This is a genomic window from Moritella sp. 5 (genome assembly GCF_018219455.1).
GTDB lineage: Bacteria > Pseudomonadota > Gammaproteobacteria > Enterobacterales > Moritellaceae > Moritella.
This window is the reverse complement of record NZ_CP056122.1, coordinates 4,830,142-4,848,399: the sequence shown is the minus strand read 5'-3', so window position 1 is coordinate 4,848,399 and position 18,258 is coordinate 4,830,142. Positions and strand designations below refer to the sequence as shown.

Genomic DNA, 18,258 nt, shown 5'->3' with positions numbered 1-18,258 from the left:
ATTTTGTTAGGTAGATCACAGCGGGGCGGTTACAATACCGCCTAATTTTTACCCATATAAAATATATAGAGGCATCACAGTGCTAGATAAACTACGCAACATTGCGATTATCGCTCACGTTGACCACGGCAAAACGACTTTAGTTGACAAATTATTAGAACAGTCAGGTACGTTAGAAACACGTGGTGGTAATGAAGAACGTGTAATGGATTCCAACGATCTTGAAAAAGAACGTGGTATTACAATTCTTGCAAAAAACACTGCAATTACTTGGAAAGATTACCGTATCAACATCGTAGATACTCCAGGACACGCCGATTTCGGTGGTGAAGTTGAACGTATTATGTCTATGGTAGACAGTGTTTGTTTAATCGTTGACGCAGTTGATGGCCCAATGCCACAAACGCGTTTCGTAACACAAAAAGCATTCGCACACGGTCTTAAGCCAATTGTTGTTATCAACAAAATCGATAAGCCTGGTGCTCGTCCTGAATGGGTAATGGATCAAATCTTCGATTTGTTTGATAACCTAGGCGCAACTGATGAACAGCTTGACTTTAAAGTTGTTTACGCTTCAGCTCTAAATGGTTGGGCTAACGCTGAATCAGAAGAAGCAACAGACAACATGGAACCTTTATTCCAAGCTATCGTTGATGGTGTTGCTGCACCAGAAGGCGATCGTGACGGTGATTTCCAAATGCAAATCTCACAACTTGATCACAACGCATATGTTGGCGTGATCGGTGTTGGTCGTATAACGCGTGGTTCTGTTAAAGTAAATCAACAAGTTACTATTGTTGGTGCTGACGGTAAAGAGCGTAAAGGTAAAGTTGGCCAAGTATTAGGTTACTTAGGTCTTGAACGTCATGATGTTGAACTTGCACAAGCGGGCGATATCATTGCAATCACTGGTTTAGGCGAACTTAAAATTTCTGACACTATCTGTGCACAGAACAATGTTGAAGCGCTTCCACCGTTATCAGTTGATGAACCAACTGTAACAATGACGTTCCAAGTAAATAACTCACCATTCTGTGGTAAAGAAGGTAAATTTGTTACATCACGTAACATCCTTGACCGTCTGAACAAAGAGTTAGTACATAACGTTGCACTTAAAGTAGAAGAAACTGCTGATCCAGATAAATTCAAAGTATCAGGCCGTGGTGAATTACACTTAGGTATCTTAATTGAAAACATGCGTCGTGAAGGTTTCGAGCTAGCAGTATCTCGTCCTGAAGTTATCGAACGTATGATTGACGGTAAGCTACATGAGCCAATGGAAACATTGACTGTTGACTGTGAAGAGCAACATCAAGGTTCTATCATGGAACAGTTAGGTATCCGTAAAGCGGAACTAACTAACATGACTCCAGATGGTAAAGGTCGTATTCGTTTAGACTTCATCATCCCAAGCCGTGGTTTAATCGGTTTCCAAACTGAATTCTTAACAATGACATCTGGTTCTGGTCTTCTATACCATAGCTTCGATCATTACGGTCTACATAAAGGCGGTACAATTGGTCAACGTCAGAATGGTGTATTAATTTGTAACCAAACTGGTAAAGCTGTTACTTACTCTTTATTCTTCTTACAAGATCGTGGTCGTCTATTCTTAGGTCACGCTACAGAAGTATACGAAGGTCAAATTGTTGGTATTCATAACCGTGCTAACGATTTAACAGTTAACTGTATTCGTGGTAAACAGCTTACTAACGTACGTTCTTCTGGTACTGATGAAGCACAAACGCTTTCACCTGCGATCGTATTGACTCTTGAGCAAGCGCTTGAATTCATCGATATTGATGAATTAGTAGAAGTTACACCAAAAAGCATTCGTATCCGTAAGAAACTTCTTTCAGAAAACGAACGTAAACGTGCTAGCCGTCCAGCTAAATAATAGTTAATTAAGGTTATTATTTAATAATCTTGGCGCTATTATAAAAAAAGGTGATACTTAGGTATCACCTTTTTTTTACCTTAAAATTACCAGGGAGGGAACCTGTGGTTAAGTCATCTTATCAATATCCGCTACTGCTGTGGTTGGCAAAAACTAAAATCGTGTTGTGGTTATTTTTGTTAAATTGCTTTGCATTTTTGCGCTATTTAGGTCAACGCGTGAGTGATGACCGGATCACGGTTAACGCGAGTGCGTTAGCGTATACAACGTTACTTTCTCTCGTCCCATTAATCACTGTCGTATTTTCGGTGATGTCGGCTTTTCCTATTTTTGAAAGTTGGCAGCAAAGTGTTGAAGCATTTTTATATACCAATTTAGTGCCACATGCGACGGGTACGATTCAAGAGTATTTACAGGATTTTGTTGCCAATACAGGCAAGATGACCTCGATTGGCTCTGGCGCGCTGTTTATGGTGGCATTGCTGTTAATTAATACCATTGATAAACACATTAATCATATTTGGCGTTGTAAAATTGAACGTAGTTTCTTTTTATCATTTGCGGTGTATTGGTTGATATTAACTTTTGGTCCATTATTTATTGCCATTAGTTTAGGTATTTCGTCTTATTTATTATCCTTATCGTTTGTTTCTGATGTGACTGAAGTGACCGGGATTGTTAGCCTGTTAAAGTTGGTGCCTGCCTTGCTGGGTACATTGGGTTTATTTGTGATGTATGTGGTTATTCCTCATCGTCACGTACCGTTACTTTATGCATTTATTGGCGCCTCGATTAGTGCTTTGTTATTTGAAGGTATCAAACGGATCTTTACTTGGTATTTAGTACAATTTCCCTCTTATGAAGTGATTTATGGCGCATTAGCAACTATACCTATCTTATTAGTTTGGATTTACCTGTGCTGGTTGATTGTCTTACTCGGGGCTGAAATTACCGCGTCATTAACAGAGTTTGATGAGCATAAAAAAGCACAGGTAAAATTGAAACAACAGTCACAAAATCAACAGCAAAAACATCTATCTATGGATGACAGCTCTAACTAAGTAAGGCAAAGTTAATACGCAAGCGGGTTAACATTGTTGCGCTAATGTTAGGTTTAGCTATCAACCTCTAGTGTCTTTTGTTGTGGATAAGAGGTTGATATTGCTATGATTGGACTGTACCCGGCCATTCAGCATTATGCTGAACATCATTTATCTGTAAGTCCCTTGCACAGTCTTTATATTGAGGAAGTGGGTAATCCTGATGGTATACCGCTATTATTTCTGCATGACGGTCCCGGTAAGGGGGTTCTGGAAGATGATAGACGTTTATTCGACCCTAAGCTATACCGAATAATTTTGTTTGACCAACGTGGCTGTGGGCGCTCTAAACCGTATGCCTGTATTGAAGACAATACTACCCAAGATTTATTGCAGGATATTAGTGCTATCTTAACGCTGTTAGATATTCGTCGTTGCGTATTATTCGGTGAAGGTTGGGGGGCTACGTTAGCGTTACTGTATAGCTTGAGCCATCAAGATAAGGTACAAGGCTTAATACTACACAGTTTATTTTTAGCGCGTAATCAGGATTTAACGTGGCAATTTTCAGCATCGGGTGGTGCTGCACAGTTATTTCCTGATCATTTTAAGCAGCTAGTTAGCCGTGCTAATGGAAGGGATTATGGTGCCTTACTCTCTGCATATAGTCAGTTGTTAGTCAGTGATAATGAAATAGAAAAAATGGCAGCGGCAAAAGATTGGGTAGAGTGGCAAGCGCAAATTGGTAATCCACATCCTGAGTTCCGCAATAAAGTTGATCTGATTGATGCGGATGTGGCGTTAAGTATGTCGACGCTACAATGTCATTATTTTTCGAAAAATTGTTTTATTTCTGACAATTATATTTTTAAGTGTCTAGACTCATTATCACATTTACCGATAATCATGGTGCATGGGCGCTTTGATATCTCTAATCCGTTGGGGCCTGCGTACGAATTATGTCAGCACCTCTCATTAGCTAAGCTGTTTATTGTGCCTCATGCGGGTCATTTTGATTGTGAACCTGGCATGATAGATGCGTTACGAAAAGCAACAGAACTCATGGCTGAGATTATTGCGTTTGAGTTTGTCAGTGATTAATTTAAGGAGTTTCGGTATTATCAATAACATTAAATTTTAATAATGATTATTGAGGAATGGCATGATCGCATTGATCCAGCGTGTGCGCAAAGCAGATGTAACCGTTGAAGACGAAGTTATCGGTAAAATAGGCCAAGGCTTAGTGGTGTTATTAGGCATCGAGAAAGGTGATACCGAGGCGAAAGCCAAGCGTTTATGTGAAAAATTATTAGCGTATCGCGTTTTTAGTGATACAGACGATAAAATGAATTTAAATGTTCAACAAGTCAATGGCGAACTGTTAGTGGTATCGCAATTTACTTTAGCGGCAGACACTAATTCTGGTACAAGGCCGAGCTTTTCGACTGCTGCTGCTCCTGCTGATGCCAGTCATTTATATGAATATTTTGTTGGTCAATGTCATCAAAAAGAAATAACGACAGAGACTGGGCGCTTTGCTGCAGATATGCAAGTGTCGTTAGTCAATGATGGACCGGTTACTTTTTGGCTGCAAGTGTAGACTGCAACCATGAGTGATAATAGACAAGGAGAGAATATGTTTCATGTGCATATACCTGAAACGGAACAAGAGTTAGAAGATTATTATCATTTACGCTGGTCGCTATTAAGAGCACCATTACAACGTCCGCGTGGTAGTGAAAAAGATATCTATGATGAGCACAGCGAACATCGTATGATCTTGAATAATGCTGGCACACCCATCGCGTGTGGGCGGATTTATACCGCGGGTGCGGATGAATCTCAGATTCACTATATGGCCGTTGATCCTAATCACCGTAAGCAGGGCTTAGGCAGTTTACTGATCTCGGCTTTAGAAGATGAAGCTTACAAGGCAGGTAGTGAACGCATTGTCATGAATGCACGTGTTGAAGCGGTGCCGTTTTATGAAAAATGCGGTTTTTCTTTAGTGGGAAGTGGCCAAATTAGTGAAGGTGTTCGTCATCGTCAGATGATTAAAGAAGTGAATGCCATGGATAAGATTTTACGACATCCAGATTGGTGCGCTGAGCTACAACAAGAATGGGCAACCAAGATCCCGATTAGCCAACACATGGGCATTAATATTCGTCAGTACAGTGGTTGGCGATTTGAAACTGCGGCGCCATTAAATGCCAATGTGAATGTTCACGATACCATGTTTGCTGGCAGTATTTATAGCCAAGCGACGCTAACAGGCTGGGGATTAGTTTGGTTAATGTTAAAAGAGCAGGGGTTATTGGGGAATATCGTACTGTCGAAAGGCTCTATTAATTATAAACGCCCTATTAATTTGGAACCCTTTGCTGTGGCACATAAATATCGGATGAAGGGCAGTTTGCTGGAATTATTAGAAGGGCGTAATGCCAAGTTGGATATTGACGTTGACGTTTACAGTGGCCCGAAATTGGCCGCGGTTTTCAGTGCGACCTTCGTTGTTATACCTGTCGGTGCCTAGCGTTAGCGCCGTTTATTAAATGACAGGTTAAGCGTTGGAATAAATGTCCTTGTCTGCCATCCAACGTAGGGTGATCGCATGGGCATTATCGGGATGCTGTTGCAGTAAGTGGCGAGCAATATTTTGGACTAGAGGAATAAGTTGTTGGTCGCGGACTAAGTCTGCCACTTTTAAGTCTGCAATACCGGTTTGTTTACTGCCGAGCATCTCGCCGGGGCCACGGATCTCGAGGTCTCGCTGTGCAATTTTGAATCCGTCTGTGGTTTCCCGTAATACCGATAATCGCTTACTGCCGGTATCGGAAAGTGGTGCGTGATAAAGTAATACGCAGTGGCTGGCCACTTTCCCACGGCCGACTCGACCACGTAGCTGATGTAATTGTGCCAGACCCAAACGCTCTGGATTTTCGATAATCATCAAACTTGCATTTGGCACATCAACACCGACTTCAATAACAGTGGTTGCGACTAATAAATCCAACTGCTTGTTCTTAAAAGCTTCCATTACGTATTGTTTTTCAATGGCTTTCATTCTGCCATGTACTAAACCAATTCGTAAATCGGGCAACATTTTTTGTAAATCATTAGCGGTATCTTCAGCGGCTTGGGCCTCTAACACCTCTGATTCTTCAATAAGAGTACATACCCAATAGACTTGACGGCCTTCATTTTTAACGGCTAATTCAACCCGTTCGATGATCTTTCCGCGTTTACTATCGGGCATCACCACCGTGGTAATAGGGGTTCGCCCTGGTGGTAATTCGTCAATGACCGAGGTATTTAAATCTGCATAAGCGGTCATGGCCAAGGTGCGTGGGATAGGGGTTGCTGTCATAAATAATTGGTGCGGGTATAAACCACTGACCGCGCCTTTTTCACGTAGGGCAAGACGTTGCTCTACACCAAAGCGATGTTGCTCATCAATAATGACTAAGGTTAAATTTAAGAATTTTACTGCATCTTGAAAAATAGCATGGGTGCCGATAATCATTTGCGTTTCGCCACTAGCAATCGATTCTAGCTCCGCTTCTCGCGCTTTACCTTTTTGTTTACCAGATAACCAGCCGACTTTGATACCCAGCTGATTGAACCAGCCTTTGAAATTAAGTGCATGTTGTTCGGCTAATATTTCAGTTGGAGCCATCAATGCCACCTGATAGCCATTACCGATAGCCTGAAGGGCCGCTAAGGCTGCAACGAGGGTTTTGCCTGACCCAACGTCACCTTGAACCAAACGCATCATAGGGTAGGCTTTCTGGAGGTCCTGTTGGATTTCAGCAACAACACGTTGTTGGGCATTGGTTGGCGTAAAAGGTAATTGTGCCAAAAATTTATCAGTAATTGTTTTGCTGGACTGCAATTTGATTGCGGGATGCTGCTGCATTTTTTTGCGTAATTGCAGCATGCTGATATTTTGCGCCAGTAGCTCTTCAATTATAAGGCGTTGCTGCGCAGGGTGTTGACCTTGTTCTAGCAGCTCAAGTGAGACATCGGGTGTTGGTCGATGCAATAGTTGGATTGCATGATTTAACTCGATTTGTCCTGTGTATAAACCTTCAGGTAATAGCTCTTGTAATGTCGTTTGTGTTAAGTGTTGCAGTGCTTGGTCTGTTAGATTTCGTAAGGTAAGCTGCTTTAACCCATCTGTTGAAGGATATACAGGTGTTAGCGTTTCTTCACTCATTTCTGAGCTGGTAGCATGCGCAAGTTTATATTCCGGATGGACAATTTCATAACCAAAGCGGCCTCGGCGAAACTCGCCAAATGCGGTAATTGTTTTTCCGACACTGAAACTGTTTTTTTGTCCGGCATTAAAATGGAAAAATAATAAGGTGATGATGCCTGTGCCGTCGTTGACTTTACAAGACATTATTTTACGTTTACCAAACGTGACATCGCAACTGACGATCTCACCTTCGATAGTACCGTGTAGACCGGGTAAAAGCTCTTGAATCGGATAGATGGTCGTACGATCCTGATATCGGCTTGGCAGATGAAATAGCAGGTCCTGAACTGTGACTAAGTTCAGCTTTGCTAATTTCTCGGCCATTTTGGCGCCAACACCTTTTAATTCGATAACCGGGATCTTATCTAGTCGCATAATCACTCTCGAATCTACTGTACATATAAACATATATTATCAGAAGATTTATACTCAAGCTACTACGATATGGAGCATGCTAGCTTTGCATTATTTCATTAAATGCAAAGCATAATTTAAGTCGCTCTAGTTTGAACTACGCAGTGCATCCCACCACGATTCGTCAGCAACAATTTGACCTTCTTCATCTAATGCTGGGTAAGCTAAACCTTTACGTTTACATGCTTTTGCATAGATAGGGTGGCCACCTTCAAAGTAGATTTTGTGCTGTTCTTCAGCGGATAGTTTGCTTTCGCCTTGGTACATGCCAGCATTGTCACGTTGACGCTGTGCTTCATATAAGATCGTCGCAGTTGCTACTGATACATTTAACGATTGCACCATACCAACCATAGGGATGATGATATCTTGATCGGCAAGTGCCAATGCTTCTGCACTGATACCAGTCTTTTCTTGACCCATTAAGATCGCAGTTGGTTTGGTGTAGTCAATTTCACGGAAATCAACAGCAGTATCAGACAGGTTAGTTGCAAGTACTTGCATGCCTTGGGCTTTTAATTCTTTGATTGCTTCAGCAATGTTATCGTGAGAGTGTACTTTTACCCAGTTTTGGCTACCTGTTGCAGTGCCTCCAGATACCTTTGTTGGACGTACAGACCATACCGCGTGAACATTGTTGACACCAACTGCATCGCAAGTTCTTACTACGGCTGCAAGGTTATGTGGTTTATGCACAGATTCCATACAAACAGTAAGATCTGGTTGGCGGTGTTGGAGCATTTTAGTGATGCGTTCGAGACGTTCTGGGGTCATGGTCTTACTCTATCAGATTTAATTGGCGAGGTATTATACCCAAATCACGGGCTAATGCGAATATCTGAACTTAGCTTAGGCGGGTCTGGGTCGGTTGAATGGCGTTTATATAACGAAGCCGTATTTTACAACGGCTTCGTTATCAGCAAACTAGCACTTTGTTATACATACATTCACATTGTTCATTGAATGCTTAATTATAACTGCGTGATATTTTTAGTACATCCTGCAGGGTGCGTATCTTCTTCATTACATCTGCTACATGTTTACGGTTTTTTGCGGTAATGAGTATATCAACGTTATAAACACGAGCATCCTTTTCATCGGTAACAATGTTATGAATATTGGCGCCTGTCGATGCTACAGTATTGGTCAATTTTGCTAATACACCTTGGTGATTAACAACTTGAATACGGATCTCGGTTTTAAACTCTTGGCTTGGATCAATATTGTCATCCCATTCCACAGGGATATAGCGGTCCGGTTCATTTTGATAACCGTGAATATTACGACAGGTTTCAATATGCACAACTAAACCTTTGCCAGGACTTAAGTGGGCAACAATTGGGTCACCTGGAATCGGATGACAGCAGTTCGCAAAACTAACTAGCATGCCCTCAGCGCCCTTAATTGGCATTTTATCTTCTTCCGAGCGTGGTGAAAGGTCGGTCAGTTCATCAACACGACCTTGCAGGCGGCGGGCAATCAGGATGCTCATCATGTTACCGAGACCGATCTCGATAAGCAGGGCATCTAAATTTTCACACTTGGTATCTTCGAGTACTTGGTTTAAGTTTTCGATGTCAATGTCATCGACTTTAACACCGCTTAATGCGTGATTTAATAAACGACGACCTAGAATGATTGAATCTTCGGTACGCATGTTTTTCAATTGCTGACGGACACGAGCGCGGGCTCTTCCTGTGACAATAAAGTTTAACCATGCTGCATTTGGTCGCGCACCTGGCGCGGTAATAATCTCAACTGTTTGACCATTTTTCAATGGTTGGCTTAGCGCATGTGGCTGGCGATTAACACGGGCACCAACACAAGTATGACCAACATCGGTATGGATTGAATAAGCGACGTCTACGGGTGTCGCACCACGTGGTAGCTCGATGATCTTACCTTTCGGTGTGAAAACATAAATTTCATCTGGAAACAGATCAGTTTTCACACTTTCAATAAATTCAAATGACGAACCAGCACTTTGCTGTAATTCGAGTAAGCTTTGCATCCACTTCTGTGCACGTAATTGTGCATTGGTATTAATTTTGTCTGCGCCTTGTTTGTATGACCAATGTGCAGCAACACCACGGTCAGCCATAAGGTCCATATCTTTAGTGCGGATTTGGATCTCAAGTGGCACTCCGTGTGGACCCACTAATGAGGTATGTAAAGATTGATAGCCATTGGTTTTTGGAATGGCTATGTAATCTTTAAAGCGCCTTATCTTTGGTTTGTACAAACTGTGCATTTGACCCAGTACACGGTAGCAAGTATCAAGGTCGTCAACGATGATCCTGAATGCGTAAATATCAACAACTTCATGGAACTGGACGCGTTTCTTTTTCATCTTGTTGTAGATACTAAAGATGAGTTTTTCACGACCATCTGTTTTCGCAGGGACGCCTGCTTCAACTAAACGGCCTTCAATTTCTTGGCGGATGTTAGACATCACTTCTTTGCGATTACCACGTGCTGATTTTACCGATTCAGTCAGGATTCGGTAACGCATTGGGTACATGGCCTCTAGCCCTAATTCCTCTAATTCATTTTTAATATTATGAATACCAAGGCGGTTAGCGATCGGCGCAAAAATTTCCAAGGTTTCACTGGCGATACGACGGCGTTTGTCTGGTCTTAAGGCACCAAGGGTTCGCATGTTATGGGTACGATCGGCCAGTTTGATTAAGATAACGCGTATATCTTGTACCATCGCCATGAACATTTTACGGAAGTTTTCCGCTTGTGCTTCTTTGCGATCGCGGAATTTAAGCTTATCAAGTTTAGAAACACCTTCCACTAATTCAGCAACGGTATCACCGAATAATGACGCAAGGTCTTCTTGGGTTGTTTCTGTATCTTCAATCACATCATGGAGCAGTGCCGCCATAATGGTTTTATGATCGAGGCGCATATCAGCAAGAATTTCAGCAACGGCAACTGGGTGAATAATGTAAGGTTCACCCGTGCTTCTCTTTTGAGGTAGATGCGCTTCCCGCGCGACTAAATAAGCATGTTCAATGAGTTCGACTTGTTCAACCGATAGGTAGGTTGATGTCGTTGCTTTTAAATTTGCGAATATATGCAAGTACTGCCTCGTCACTAAAAAGTTGATATAAATAAGGTGATAATATTAGCAAGATAATCAAAAGTGGAGCTAATTGCACCTTTAAATTTATATCTTCTTAATATTTATGCCAACTCAATCTAGAATCAGCAGCTTCGGGATTTTTAGTTTAAACATATATAAAAACCCATAAAGACCATTTTTGGGTGGATCATAGGCATTAAAAAAGGTGCATATTGCACCTTTTTTATAAAATCATCGAAAAGATGATTAGGTATTAGCCACGGCCTTCAGCGATTGCTGCTACTGCTGCAATTTGCTGTGCTTCGTGCTCTTGCTGCTCTTGACGGTCGCCAGCATCCATTAATTCGTTGCTAATTAGACCCGCTTCAATTTCACGAAGGGCGATTACAGTCGGTTTATCATTCTCCGGTGCTACTAGAGGTTCTTTACCATGAATCTGTAATTGACGAGCGCGACGTGCCGCCATTAATATTAGGTCGAAACGGTTACCAACCTGTTGTACAGCATCTTCTACGGTTACGCGTGCCATGCAGGAACTCCCAGTGAATTAAGTCTAAAAAATGACGAGAAACTATACTTTATTTTTGCCTACTTAACCAGCAAATCTTTCATAATTACGTTGTTTTTTGCTGCTTGCTTTGTTGAACTGAGTCTTTCTGCACGAACAATCGCGTGAAGATCTTCTAATGCAGTCGAAAAATCGTCATTAATAATAAGGTAATCATACTCATTATAGTGTGACATTTCAGCTTCTGCTTCAGCCATTCTGCTTGCAATAATTTCGTCGCTGTCTTGACCGCGACTATTTAGACGACGCTCTAACTCTTCACGGCTTGGAGGCAGGATAAAAATACCACGCGCATCCGCAATTTGTTCTTTTATTTGACGCGCACCTTGCCAATCGATATCGAGGAAAATATCAATACCGCGAGCAAGTGTTTTTTCAATCGTTACACGAGATGTGCCGTAGTAATTACCGAATACTTCAGCCCATTCAAAAAACTCATTGTTTTCGATTTGTTGTTTGAAGTCTGTTACAGGGATGTAGTGGTAATGAATGCCGTCAACTTCACCAGGGCGAATTGCTCGAGTCGTGTGAGATACAGACACTTTCATATCGCTGCTTGGGTTTGCATCTAGAAGTGCTTTGATAAGACTTGATTTTCCTGCGCCACTTGGAGCGGATACAATAAATAGAGTGCCTTTACGTGCCATGGTGAGCCTTTGATTAGCGTTAAAAGCGGCCCAAGATAGCATAAGTACAAGGAAGAATTAAACTGCTTTCATACTTTACTCTGTCACAACACACAAAAAAGTGCTGGAAACTGTTAGTAAAACAGCTTAATGGGAGTGTGGGGTCGATGACAGATTGATTAAGGCAATGCCGACTGCGATAAATAACATGCCGATCCAAACTTTAGTATCGAGGTGTTGTTTGTAGACTAAGCTCGACATATAGGTAACCAAAATAATCGCTAATCCAGCCCATGATGCATGCACAATACCCACGGGTAAATTTTTAACGGCTTGCCCTAAAAATAAAAAGGCGAGTAGGTGGCCAAAGATAACAATGACACTGGGCCAGAAGTTGCTAAATCCATTGGTTGCTTTCAGTGCTACGTGTGATGTGGCTTCTGCCAATACGCCTAATAAAAGAAATAACCAACCCATAACGATACCTGCTCACGATTTAATATAAAAATTTTGACAATTAAAAGCCGCCTTCACACGTTTAATAAGGTGTGAAGGCGTCGCCATAAAGTTGTTAATTTATGACGGCTAGATGTATGACTTATCGAAGGTTCGATCACCAACGATATTATTTTTACCAAAGATATTATTTATCAAAGTGAATGACGGTGCGGATGCTTTCGCCTTTGTGCATCAATTCAAATGACTTGTTAATATCTTCTAAGCTCATCGTATGAGTAATGAAATCGTTTAGTTTGAAGTCACCTGCCATGTAGCGTTCTACTATTTCTGGTAACTCTGAACGACCTTTCACACCACCGAATGCAGAACCGCGCCATACACGGCCTGTTACCAGTTGAAATGGACGGGTTGAGATCTCTTTACCCGCACCGGCTACGCCGATAACAATCGATTCACCCCAACCTTTATGGCAGCATTCTAATGCCGAACGCATGACGTCAACGTTACCGATACATTCGAATGAGTAGTCAACACCACCGTCCGTTAATTCAACGATCACGTCTTGAATTGGTTTGTCGTAGTTTTTCGGGTTAATGCAATCTGTTGCGCCTAATTGACGGGCCAGTTCGAACTTGCTTTCGTTAATGTCGATAGCAATGATACGACCTGCTTTTGCCATTTGAGCGCCGATAATCGCAGAAAGACCTATACCACCTAGACCAAATACAGCCACTGTATCGCCTTCTTGTACTTTGGCAGTATTAAGTACCGCACCCATACCGGTAGTTACACCACAGCCTAATAGACAAACCTCTTCTAATGGTGCTTCTTTGTTTACTTTTGCTAATGAAATTTCTGGTAATACTGTGTATTCAGAAAATGTTGAGCAGCCCATGTAATGGAAGATTGGTTGACCGTCTTTGTAAAAACGCGTCGTGCCATCTGGCATTAGGCCTTGACCTTGAGTTTCTCTAATTTTTTGACAAAGGTTAGTTTTACCTGATTTACAGAACTTACATTCACCACATTCTGGAGTGTAAAGTGGGATGACATGGTCGCCAACTTCAACGCTTGTTACGCCTTCACCTATTTGTTCAACGATACCGCCACCTTCATGACCCAAAATTACTGGGAAGATACCTTCTGGATCATCACCTGACATAGTGAATGCGTCTGTGTGACATACGCCAGTTGCGATAATACGTACTAATACTTCACCTGCGCGGGGTAACATCACATCTACTTCTTCAATAGAAAGTGGTTGGTTAGGGCCCCAGGCAATAGCCGCTTTTGATTTAATAAATTTGTCAGTCATGTTGTTCTCTCTAATTTATACTGTCAGTCGGGAGGTAACACTGAGGTCCCTCGTTTTGTTGGAGCCATTATAGTTATTTCTCAGATATTGATAATCCTATAATATAGTAAATTACTTTTACTATATGGTAATAATGTGAGGGTATTCGTAGTGATTAGGTTAAAATTGAAATCGAATGGCTGGTATGTTGGGTTATTACGGCGAGATGATTTTATTTATCATAAAAAAGCCTGATATTGTTATCAGGCTTTTCATACATTAATTAACTTGGATGGGCGCCATTTAATTAAGCAAATTTCTTTTCTAAATGCGCAATGATGTCATTTGATTCATACATCCATTGCACTTGACCATTTTCTTCAATACGTAGGCAAGGTACTTTACGGCGACCGCCTTGTTGCTCTAGCTCGTTACCAAATGTCGCATCGTTTTTAGCATCGCGTACGGTGATATCTAAGTTTAAACGCTTCATGCTACGACGTACTTTTACACAAAATGGGCAAGCTTCAAATTGGTAAAGTGACATGTTATTGATCTCGCTATCAACTTTTGCTTGTGCATCAGCTGGGCGTTTCATGCTTTTTGGCGTGAAGATGAAATTAAGCGTTAAAATTAGACGGCCTAGTAGCCAGCGAATAACTTTCATGAATATGGTCCTGTTAAGAGGGCTAATAATGGAGTGTAATGCTAGCATATTCGTTCGAATAAATACCACATAATAAATATTGGATATATTTTATGTGGTATTTATTTTTTGATAGTAATTAAGTGCTAGCCATTCTTTAATGCCGCGGAACGAGCAAGGATCGCGAGGGTGGTACCGTTATGAAGTAGTGCACTCATCGCGGGGCTTAGCATTCCGAGCGCTGCTGCTAACATAATACCGCTGTTAACATATTCAGCGGCTTTAATGTTTGAGTTGATCATCGACATTGCAATTTGTGCCAATTGGCGTGTTTCAGCGACACCATAAAGCGTATCTTTTAATAACACTACATCAGCGGCTTGCCTTGCTAGTTCTGTGCCTTTAGACATAGCAATACCAACATCGGCAGCAGTTAATGCGGGCGCATCATTGACGCCATCACCAATAAACATCACTGTTTTACCAGCTTGTTTGAGTTGCTCAATAATACTGGCTTTGCTTTTAGGTGTAGCTTCGGCATAAACGCGATCAAGTTTGAGTTCATCTGCAAGTGTTTGTGCCTTATAAGCGCGATCACCAGAGATCATGATTAGCTCTTTAATCCCTAAGTGGCGTAGCTTATTTAGTGTATCTTTTACGTCTTCACGCAAATGATCACGTAACCCAATCATTCCAATAAGCTTACCTTGATGGGAAATGAAAACTAAATGACGCCCCATTTCTTCAAGTTTACGAATGTGCTCTTCAAATGGAATAAAGTCTACATTTTTATGTGCTTCAAGGAAGTGACGGCTACCCATAACAAGACAGTGCCCATTGAGAGTACTTTTAAGGCCATGGGCAATAACATATTCCACTTCACCGTGTTCAATATGTGGGAGTTTATTGTGTTTTGCTGCATTGACCACGGACTGTGATAATGGGTGATTACTGTGCTCTTCTACAGACGCTGCAATTGCCAATAAATCACGGGCATCGTTGTTTTGGCAAAACGGCACAACATCTGTCACTTCCATATCACCGTACGTTAAGGTGCCAGTCTTATCAAATACACAAGTATCAACTTTGACTATTTTTTCAATCGCGCTGCCGCCTTTGAGTAAAATACCATTTTGTGCAGCTCGATACATTATCGACTTAAATGTAACTGGTGTACTTAGTTTTAGAGCACAGGAGTAATCGACAAGAAAAACTGAAGCAACGCGATTAATATCTTGAGTTAGAGCAAACACTGCAGCCCCGATACCTAAGGTGATTTTAACGCGGCGATCTGCCATCTCTTGAGTGACTTGCTGAGTTTCACTTTTTTCGCTTAGCGAATCGTAAATTAACTGTGCAATTTTTGCTGTGGTTGCTTCGCTTCCGATTTTATCGACACGTACTTTAATCGTACCTTCGTATACACTAGAGCCGGAATAAACAATGGCATCCTCTTCACGTCTAACAGGAACATTTTCACCAGTAAGGGCTGATTGGTTAATCAGTGCAGCACCTGATATTACAGTACCGTCGATGGGAATTGCATTACCTGGAGCAAGCTCAATTATATCGCCAGTAATAAGTTCATCTGAGTTAACTTGGATTTTTCCTGATTCGTCAATACGCCACACGACAGATTGTTGAGGATGCATGAGTTCAGCCAGTAGTTGATCACTGTTTCGGCAGGTTTTCTGTTCCATATACTCGCCTAAGCTGATTAAGCTTTGCGTGACCATCGCTGTTTTATAGTCCCCACGCCAGATGGATAAGCCAACAGCAATAGCATCTAAAACCTCAACAGAAATACGCTTCTCTTTGATCTCATTAATGCCTTCAAAGAGGGTCGGTGCCACCAGTGTTGCGGTTGTTAGTGCGCCCCACTTATTTGGTAATAAAGCGGTTGAAAGTGTACCAATAACATTCATGGCAATGTCGCCACGCGTATATTGATGCTCTGTTTCAGTTTGTTCTGCTTGAGTAAAATCAAGTTGTGCTAAACGAGCTTCGAGAGTATCTACATGCAATATTTGCGTATCATAATGCACGATAATAGATGCAGCCGCTTGATTTATTCGTACATCACTGATCCCTTGGATTGCGAGTAAACTTTGCTTAATCCACTCTTCAATATCAGAGTGTTGGCGCAGAGCTGGTACTTTAAAACGGATACGTCCTGACAAGTGGTGCTTAACGACCAAGTCGATCATTTTTCGCCTTTATTTAAGTTACGGTAGTAATCTAATTCTGCTTGTGTGTCTTCTAGACGTTCTTTTAACTCTTCGACTTCACCACGCACAGCTGACCATGCCTTTTCGCCTGTTGAGCTAACACCCTGTTGGAATTTTTTATTAGATAATAAATAAGCAACGGCAGCACCAGCTGCAAGACCCATGGCAAAGTGGGTTTTATTGTTTTGTTGCTTGTAACTAGGAGCCTGTTTCACTTCACCTTGCGGATAACCGTAATAAGGTGAATAAGGTGGTTTATTATTCATGTTTTTTCCTTTCCGACATTTGATCTATCATGTATAAGCCAGCTGCGCCTACACTTAATATTGTGAATAAAGATAATGCTGGCCGACCTGCCATATTTTCGGCTATATAGGTAGATGTTCCACTGATAGCCCCCGCCTTAATTGCCGATTTTGCAGCATTCATCGCGACATCATTGGTTGCTAATGTCCCATTTTGGTGATCACGCCATTGGCCAGCTAATGAAGCTCCACCGCCAGCCATTGCACCAATGAGCATAGCTCGATGGCTTGCACTTAACTTGTCTGATGAATTACTCATAATTTAGCTTTCAGTTTTAGGTTGTTCTACGTTATGACGCTCAACAGATTCTTGAAAACCTTGTTTGCCAGCGGTATATGTATCGCGGAAAATTTCGCCGCTTGTTGATACATTATCTTTTACTGATGCAGCTGTTTGCGTTGCAGTATCTTTAACACTTGAGCCACCTGATTTAAGCATATCACCAGCACCAGCAACTAAATCGACTAATTTGCCACGTACGTTTTCGTTGCTTAGTAGTAGGGCTGCTGCCGCGCCAACCATAGCGCCTTTCCAAAATTCTTTATCATTCATACCAAAGTTTCCTAATAAGTCTTTAAACATTCCAACTTCTTCGCCGAGCACACCTTCAAGCATAGCTTGGGCTTGTTCAATGAAAGCATTGTTTTCTTCTTGTTGCTGAGCAGGGGGTTCTTGCTGTGGATGCATACCTGGGTGCGAACCTGGATGCATACCAGCGTGTGAATCTGGATGCATACCTGGGTGCATACCTGGTTGCATACCTGGGTGCATACTTGGGTGCATACTTGGGTGCATACCTGGGTGCATACCTGGTTGCATACCTGGGTGCATACTTGGGTGCATACTTGGGTGCATACCTGGGTGCATACCTGGGTGCATACTTGGGTGCATACTTGGGTGCATACTTGGGTGCATACCTGGGTGGTTATAACCGTATACAGGCATCATGTAAGGTGAATATCCACCATTAGTAGCATAAGGGTCTGACTGCTCGGTGTTCTGTGTATAAGGGATATCGTGTGAACCGTATTTAGGACCATCACTCATCATTTACTCCATCCATCTTAAGACTTGCAGCAATATTCAAATAAGCTTGTTGCACGTCGACCTCTGATTCTGAAAACAACTGGTTGATAAATTCTGGTTTGATGATGCCTGCATCGTATTCAATCAGAATGCTACCTGTATCGCTGTTTATTTTATAATTTTTAAACGCAGGTATATCAGCTAACGCTTGCTCAATGTCAGTGACTTTTATCGTCACCAAATGGGCCATAATACCCATCTTGTATTTAAGTCGGATACGTCCTGGGATGTGGTGCGCTAGCGTTAACCAACGTCTTATTTTTAAAGCTTTTTTGATTTTATCTTTCATCATAAAATTATATATAAGAAGAGGGTGGATGCGAATAGTGATCAATTGTTAAT

The 18,258-nt window shown here is 41.7% G+C and carries 18 protein-coding genes; 5 read left to right on the top strand and 13 right to left on the bottom strand.

The genetic code is table 11. From position 1 onward, the window contains the following. Positions 1-79 precede the first annotated feature (79 nt). From typA to HWV01_RS21695, 5 genes are all read left to right on the top strand, one after another. Entirely contained in the window at positions 80-1,897 is a 1,818-nt protein-coding gene (gene typA, locus HWV01_RS21715; protein WP_211673451.1) for a translational GTPase TypA, read from the top strand. 104 nt (positions 1,898-2,001) lie between these two features. Beyond that, a complete protein-coding gene (locus HWV01_RS21710; RefSeq protein ID WP_211673450.1) occupies positions 2,002-2,958 on the top strand; it encodes a virulence factor BrkB family protein in 957 nt (318 codons plus the stop codon). A gap of 105 nt (positions 2,959-3,063) precedes the next feature. Beyond that, a complete protein-coding gene (gene pip, locus HWV01_RS21705; protein WP_211673449.1) occupies positions 3,064-4,038 on the top strand; it encodes a prolyl aminopeptidase in 975 nt (324 codons plus the stop codon). A gap of 61 nt (positions 4,039-4,099) precedes the next feature. Beyond that, positions 4,100-4,537 carry a D-aminoacyl-tRNA deacylase gene (gene dtd / locus HWV01_RS21700; RefSeq protein ID WP_211673448.1) on the top strand — a complete coding sequence of 146 codons (438 nt, stop codon included), beginning with the start codon at positions 4,100-4,102 and terminating at the stop codon, positions 4,535-4,537. A gap of 36 nt (positions 4,538-4,573) precedes the next feature. Next, a complete protein-coding gene (locus HWV01_RS21695; RefSeq protein WP_211673447.1) occupies positions 4,574-5,473 on the top strand; it encodes a bifunctional GNAT family N-acetyltransferase/hotdog fold thioesterase in 900 nt (299 codons plus the stop codon). Between the two features lie 27 nt (positions 5,474-5,500). On the opposite strand, the gene recG is transcribed toward HWV01_RS21695, so the two are convergent. The 13 genes from recG to HWV01_RS21630 form a co-directional block, all read right to left on the bottom strand. After that, positions 5,501-7,573 (bottom strand): ATP-dependent DNA helicase RecG, encoded by a 2,073-nt coding sequence (gene recG, locus HWV01_RS21690; protein ID WP_211673446.1) that lies wholly within the window; start codon positions 7,571-7,573, stop codon positions 5,501-5,503. A gap of 126 nt (positions 7,574-7,699) precedes the next feature. After that, positions 7,700-8,386: a tRNA (guanosine(18)-2'-O)-methyltransferase TrmH gene (gene trmH / locus HWV01_RS21685; RefSeq protein WP_211673445.1), complete on the bottom strand. Its 687-nt coding sequence runs from the start codon at positions 8,384-8,386 to the stop codon at positions 7,700-7,702. Between the two features lie 193 nt (positions 8,387-8,579). Further along, positions 8,580-10,700, bottom strand: coding sequence for a bifunctional GTP diphosphokinase/guanosine-3',5'-bis pyrophosphate 3'-pyrophosphohydrolase (gene spoT / locus HWV01_RS21680; protein WP_211673444.1), 2,121 nt, complete (start codon positions 10,698-10,700; stop codon positions 8,580-8,582). Positions 10,701-10,956: 256 nt separating this feature from the next. Beyond that, entirely contained in the window at positions 10,957-11,232 is a 276-nt protein-coding gene (gene rpoZ, locus HWV01_RS21675) for a DNA-directed RNA polymerase subunit omega (RefSeq protein WP_211673443.1), read from the bottom strand. A gap of 59 nt (positions 11,233-11,291) precedes the next feature. Beyond that, positions 11,292-11,918: a guanylate kinase gene (gmk, locus tag HWV01_RS21670; protein WP_211673442.1), complete on the bottom strand. Its 627-nt coding sequence runs from the start codon at positions 11,916-11,918 to the stop codon at positions 11,292-11,294. A gap of 126 nt (positions 11,919-12,044) precedes the next feature. After that, positions 12,045-12,374: a multidrug efflux SMR transporter gene (locus tag HWV01_RS21665; protein WP_211673441.1), complete on the bottom strand. Its 330-nt coding sequence runs from the start codon at positions 12,372-12,374 to the stop codon at positions 12,045-12,047. A gap of 166 nt (positions 12,375-12,540) precedes the next feature. After that, a complete protein-coding gene (locus HWV01_RS21660; protein ID WP_211673440.1) occupies positions 12,541-13,671 on the bottom strand; it encodes an S-(hydroxymethyl)glutathione dehydrogenase/class III alcohol dehydrogenase in 1,131 nt (376 codons plus the stop codon). Positions 13,672-13,957: 286 nt separating this feature from the next. Continuing rightward, positions 13,958-14,317, bottom strand: a complete 360-nt coding sequence (locus HWV01_RS21655; protein ID WP_211673439.1) for a glutathione S-transferase N-terminal domain-containing protein — start codon at positions 14,315-14,317, stop codon at positions 13,958-13,960. A gap of 125 nt (positions 14,318-14,442) precedes the next feature. Beyond that, entirely contained in the window at positions 14,443-16,503 is a 2,061-nt protein-coding gene (locus HWV01_RS21650) for a heavy metal translocating P-type ATPase (RefSeq protein WP_211673438.1), read from the bottom strand. Beyond that, positions 16,500-16,790, bottom strand: a complete 291-nt coding sequence (locus tag HWV01_RS21645) for a YtxH domain-containing protein (RefSeq protein ID WP_211673437.1) — start codon at positions 16,788-16,790, stop codon at positions 16,500-16,502. The genes HWV01_RS21650 and HWV01_RS21645 overlap by 4 nt, the downstream gene beginning before the upstream one ends. Then, the gene (locus HWV01_RS21640; protein ID WP_211673436.1) at positions 16,783-17,088 is read right to left on the bottom strand and encodes a magnetosome protein MamC; all 306 of its coding nucleotides are present in this window, start codon (positions 17,086-17,088) and stop codon (positions 16,783-16,785) included. The genes HWV01_RS21645 and HWV01_RS21640 overlap by 8 nt, the downstream gene beginning before the upstream one ends. A gap of 3 nt (positions 17,089-17,091) precedes the next feature. Beyond that, positions 17,092-17,880, bottom strand: coding sequence for a YtxH domain-containing protein (locus HWV01_RS21635; protein ID WP_211673435.1), 789 nt, complete (start codon positions 17,878-17,880; stop codon positions 17,092-17,094). Further along, on the bottom strand, positions 17,870-18,208 hold the full coding sequence (locus HWV01_RS21630) for an HMA2 domain-containing protein (protein WP_211673434.1): 339 nt from the start codon (positions 18,206-18,208) through the stop codon (positions 17,870-17,872). The genes HWV01_RS21635 and HWV01_RS21630 overlap by 11 nt, the downstream gene beginning before the upstream one ends. Positions 18,209-18,258: the final 50 nt, after the last annotated feature.

Coding starts and splice junctions, on each gene's coding strand:
- HWV01_RS21660 (WP_211673440.1), bottom strand. CDS start 13,671: ATGACTGACAAATTTATTAAATCAAAAGCGGCTATTGCCTGGGGCCCT.
- HWV01_RS21665 (WP_211673441.1), bottom strand. CDS start 12,374: ATGGGTTGGTTATTTCTTTTATTAGGCGTATTGGCAGAAGCCACATCA.
- rpoZ (WP_211673443.1), bottom strand. CDS start 11,232: ATGGCACGCGTAACCGTAGAAGATGCTGTACAACAGGTTGGTAACCGT.
- recG (WP_211673446.1), bottom strand. CDS start 7,573: ATGCGACTAGATAAGATCCCGGTTATCGAATTAAAAGGTGTTGGCGCC.
- pip (WP_211673449.1), top strand. CDS start 3,064: ATGATTGGACTGTACCCGGCCATTCAGCATTATGCTGAACATCATTTA.
- dtd (WP_211673448.1), top strand. CDS start 4,100: ATGATCGCATTGATCCAGCGTGTGCGCAAAGCAGATGTAACCGTTGAA.
- HWV01_RS21630 (WP_211673434.1), bottom strand. CDS start 18,208: ATGATGAAAGATAAAATCAAAAAAGCTTTAAAAATAAGACGTTGGTTA.
- HWV01_RS21655 (WP_211673439.1), bottom strand. CDS start 14,317: ATGAAAGTTATTCGCTGGCTACTAGGCCGTCTAATTTTAACGCTTAAT.
- HWV01_RS21695 (WP_211673447.1), top strand. CDS start 4,574: ATGTTTCATGTGCATATACCTGAAACGGAACAAGAGTTAGAAGATTAT.
- HWV01_RS21645 (WP_211673437.1), bottom strand. CDS start 16,790: ATGAATAATAAACCACCTTATTCACCTTATTACGGTTATCCGCAAGGT.
- HWV01_RS21640 (WP_211673436.1), bottom strand. CDS start 17,088: ATGAGTAATTCATCAGACAAGTTAAGTGCAAGCCATCGAGCTATGCTC.
- trmH (WP_211673445.1), bottom strand. CDS start 8,386: ATGACCCCAGAACGTCTCGAACGCATCACTAAAATGCTCCAACACCGC.
- HWV01_RS21635 (WP_211673435.1), bottom strand. CDS start 17,880: ATGATGAGTGATGGTCCTAAATACGGTTCACACGATATCCCTTATACA.
- gmk (WP_211673442.1), bottom strand. CDS start 11,918: ATGGCACGTAAAGGCACTCTATTTATTGTATCCGCTCCAAGTGGCGCA.
- HWV01_RS21650 (WP_211673438.1), bottom strand. CDS start 16,503: ATGATCGACTTGGTCGTTAAGCACCACTTGTCAGGACGTATCCGTTTT.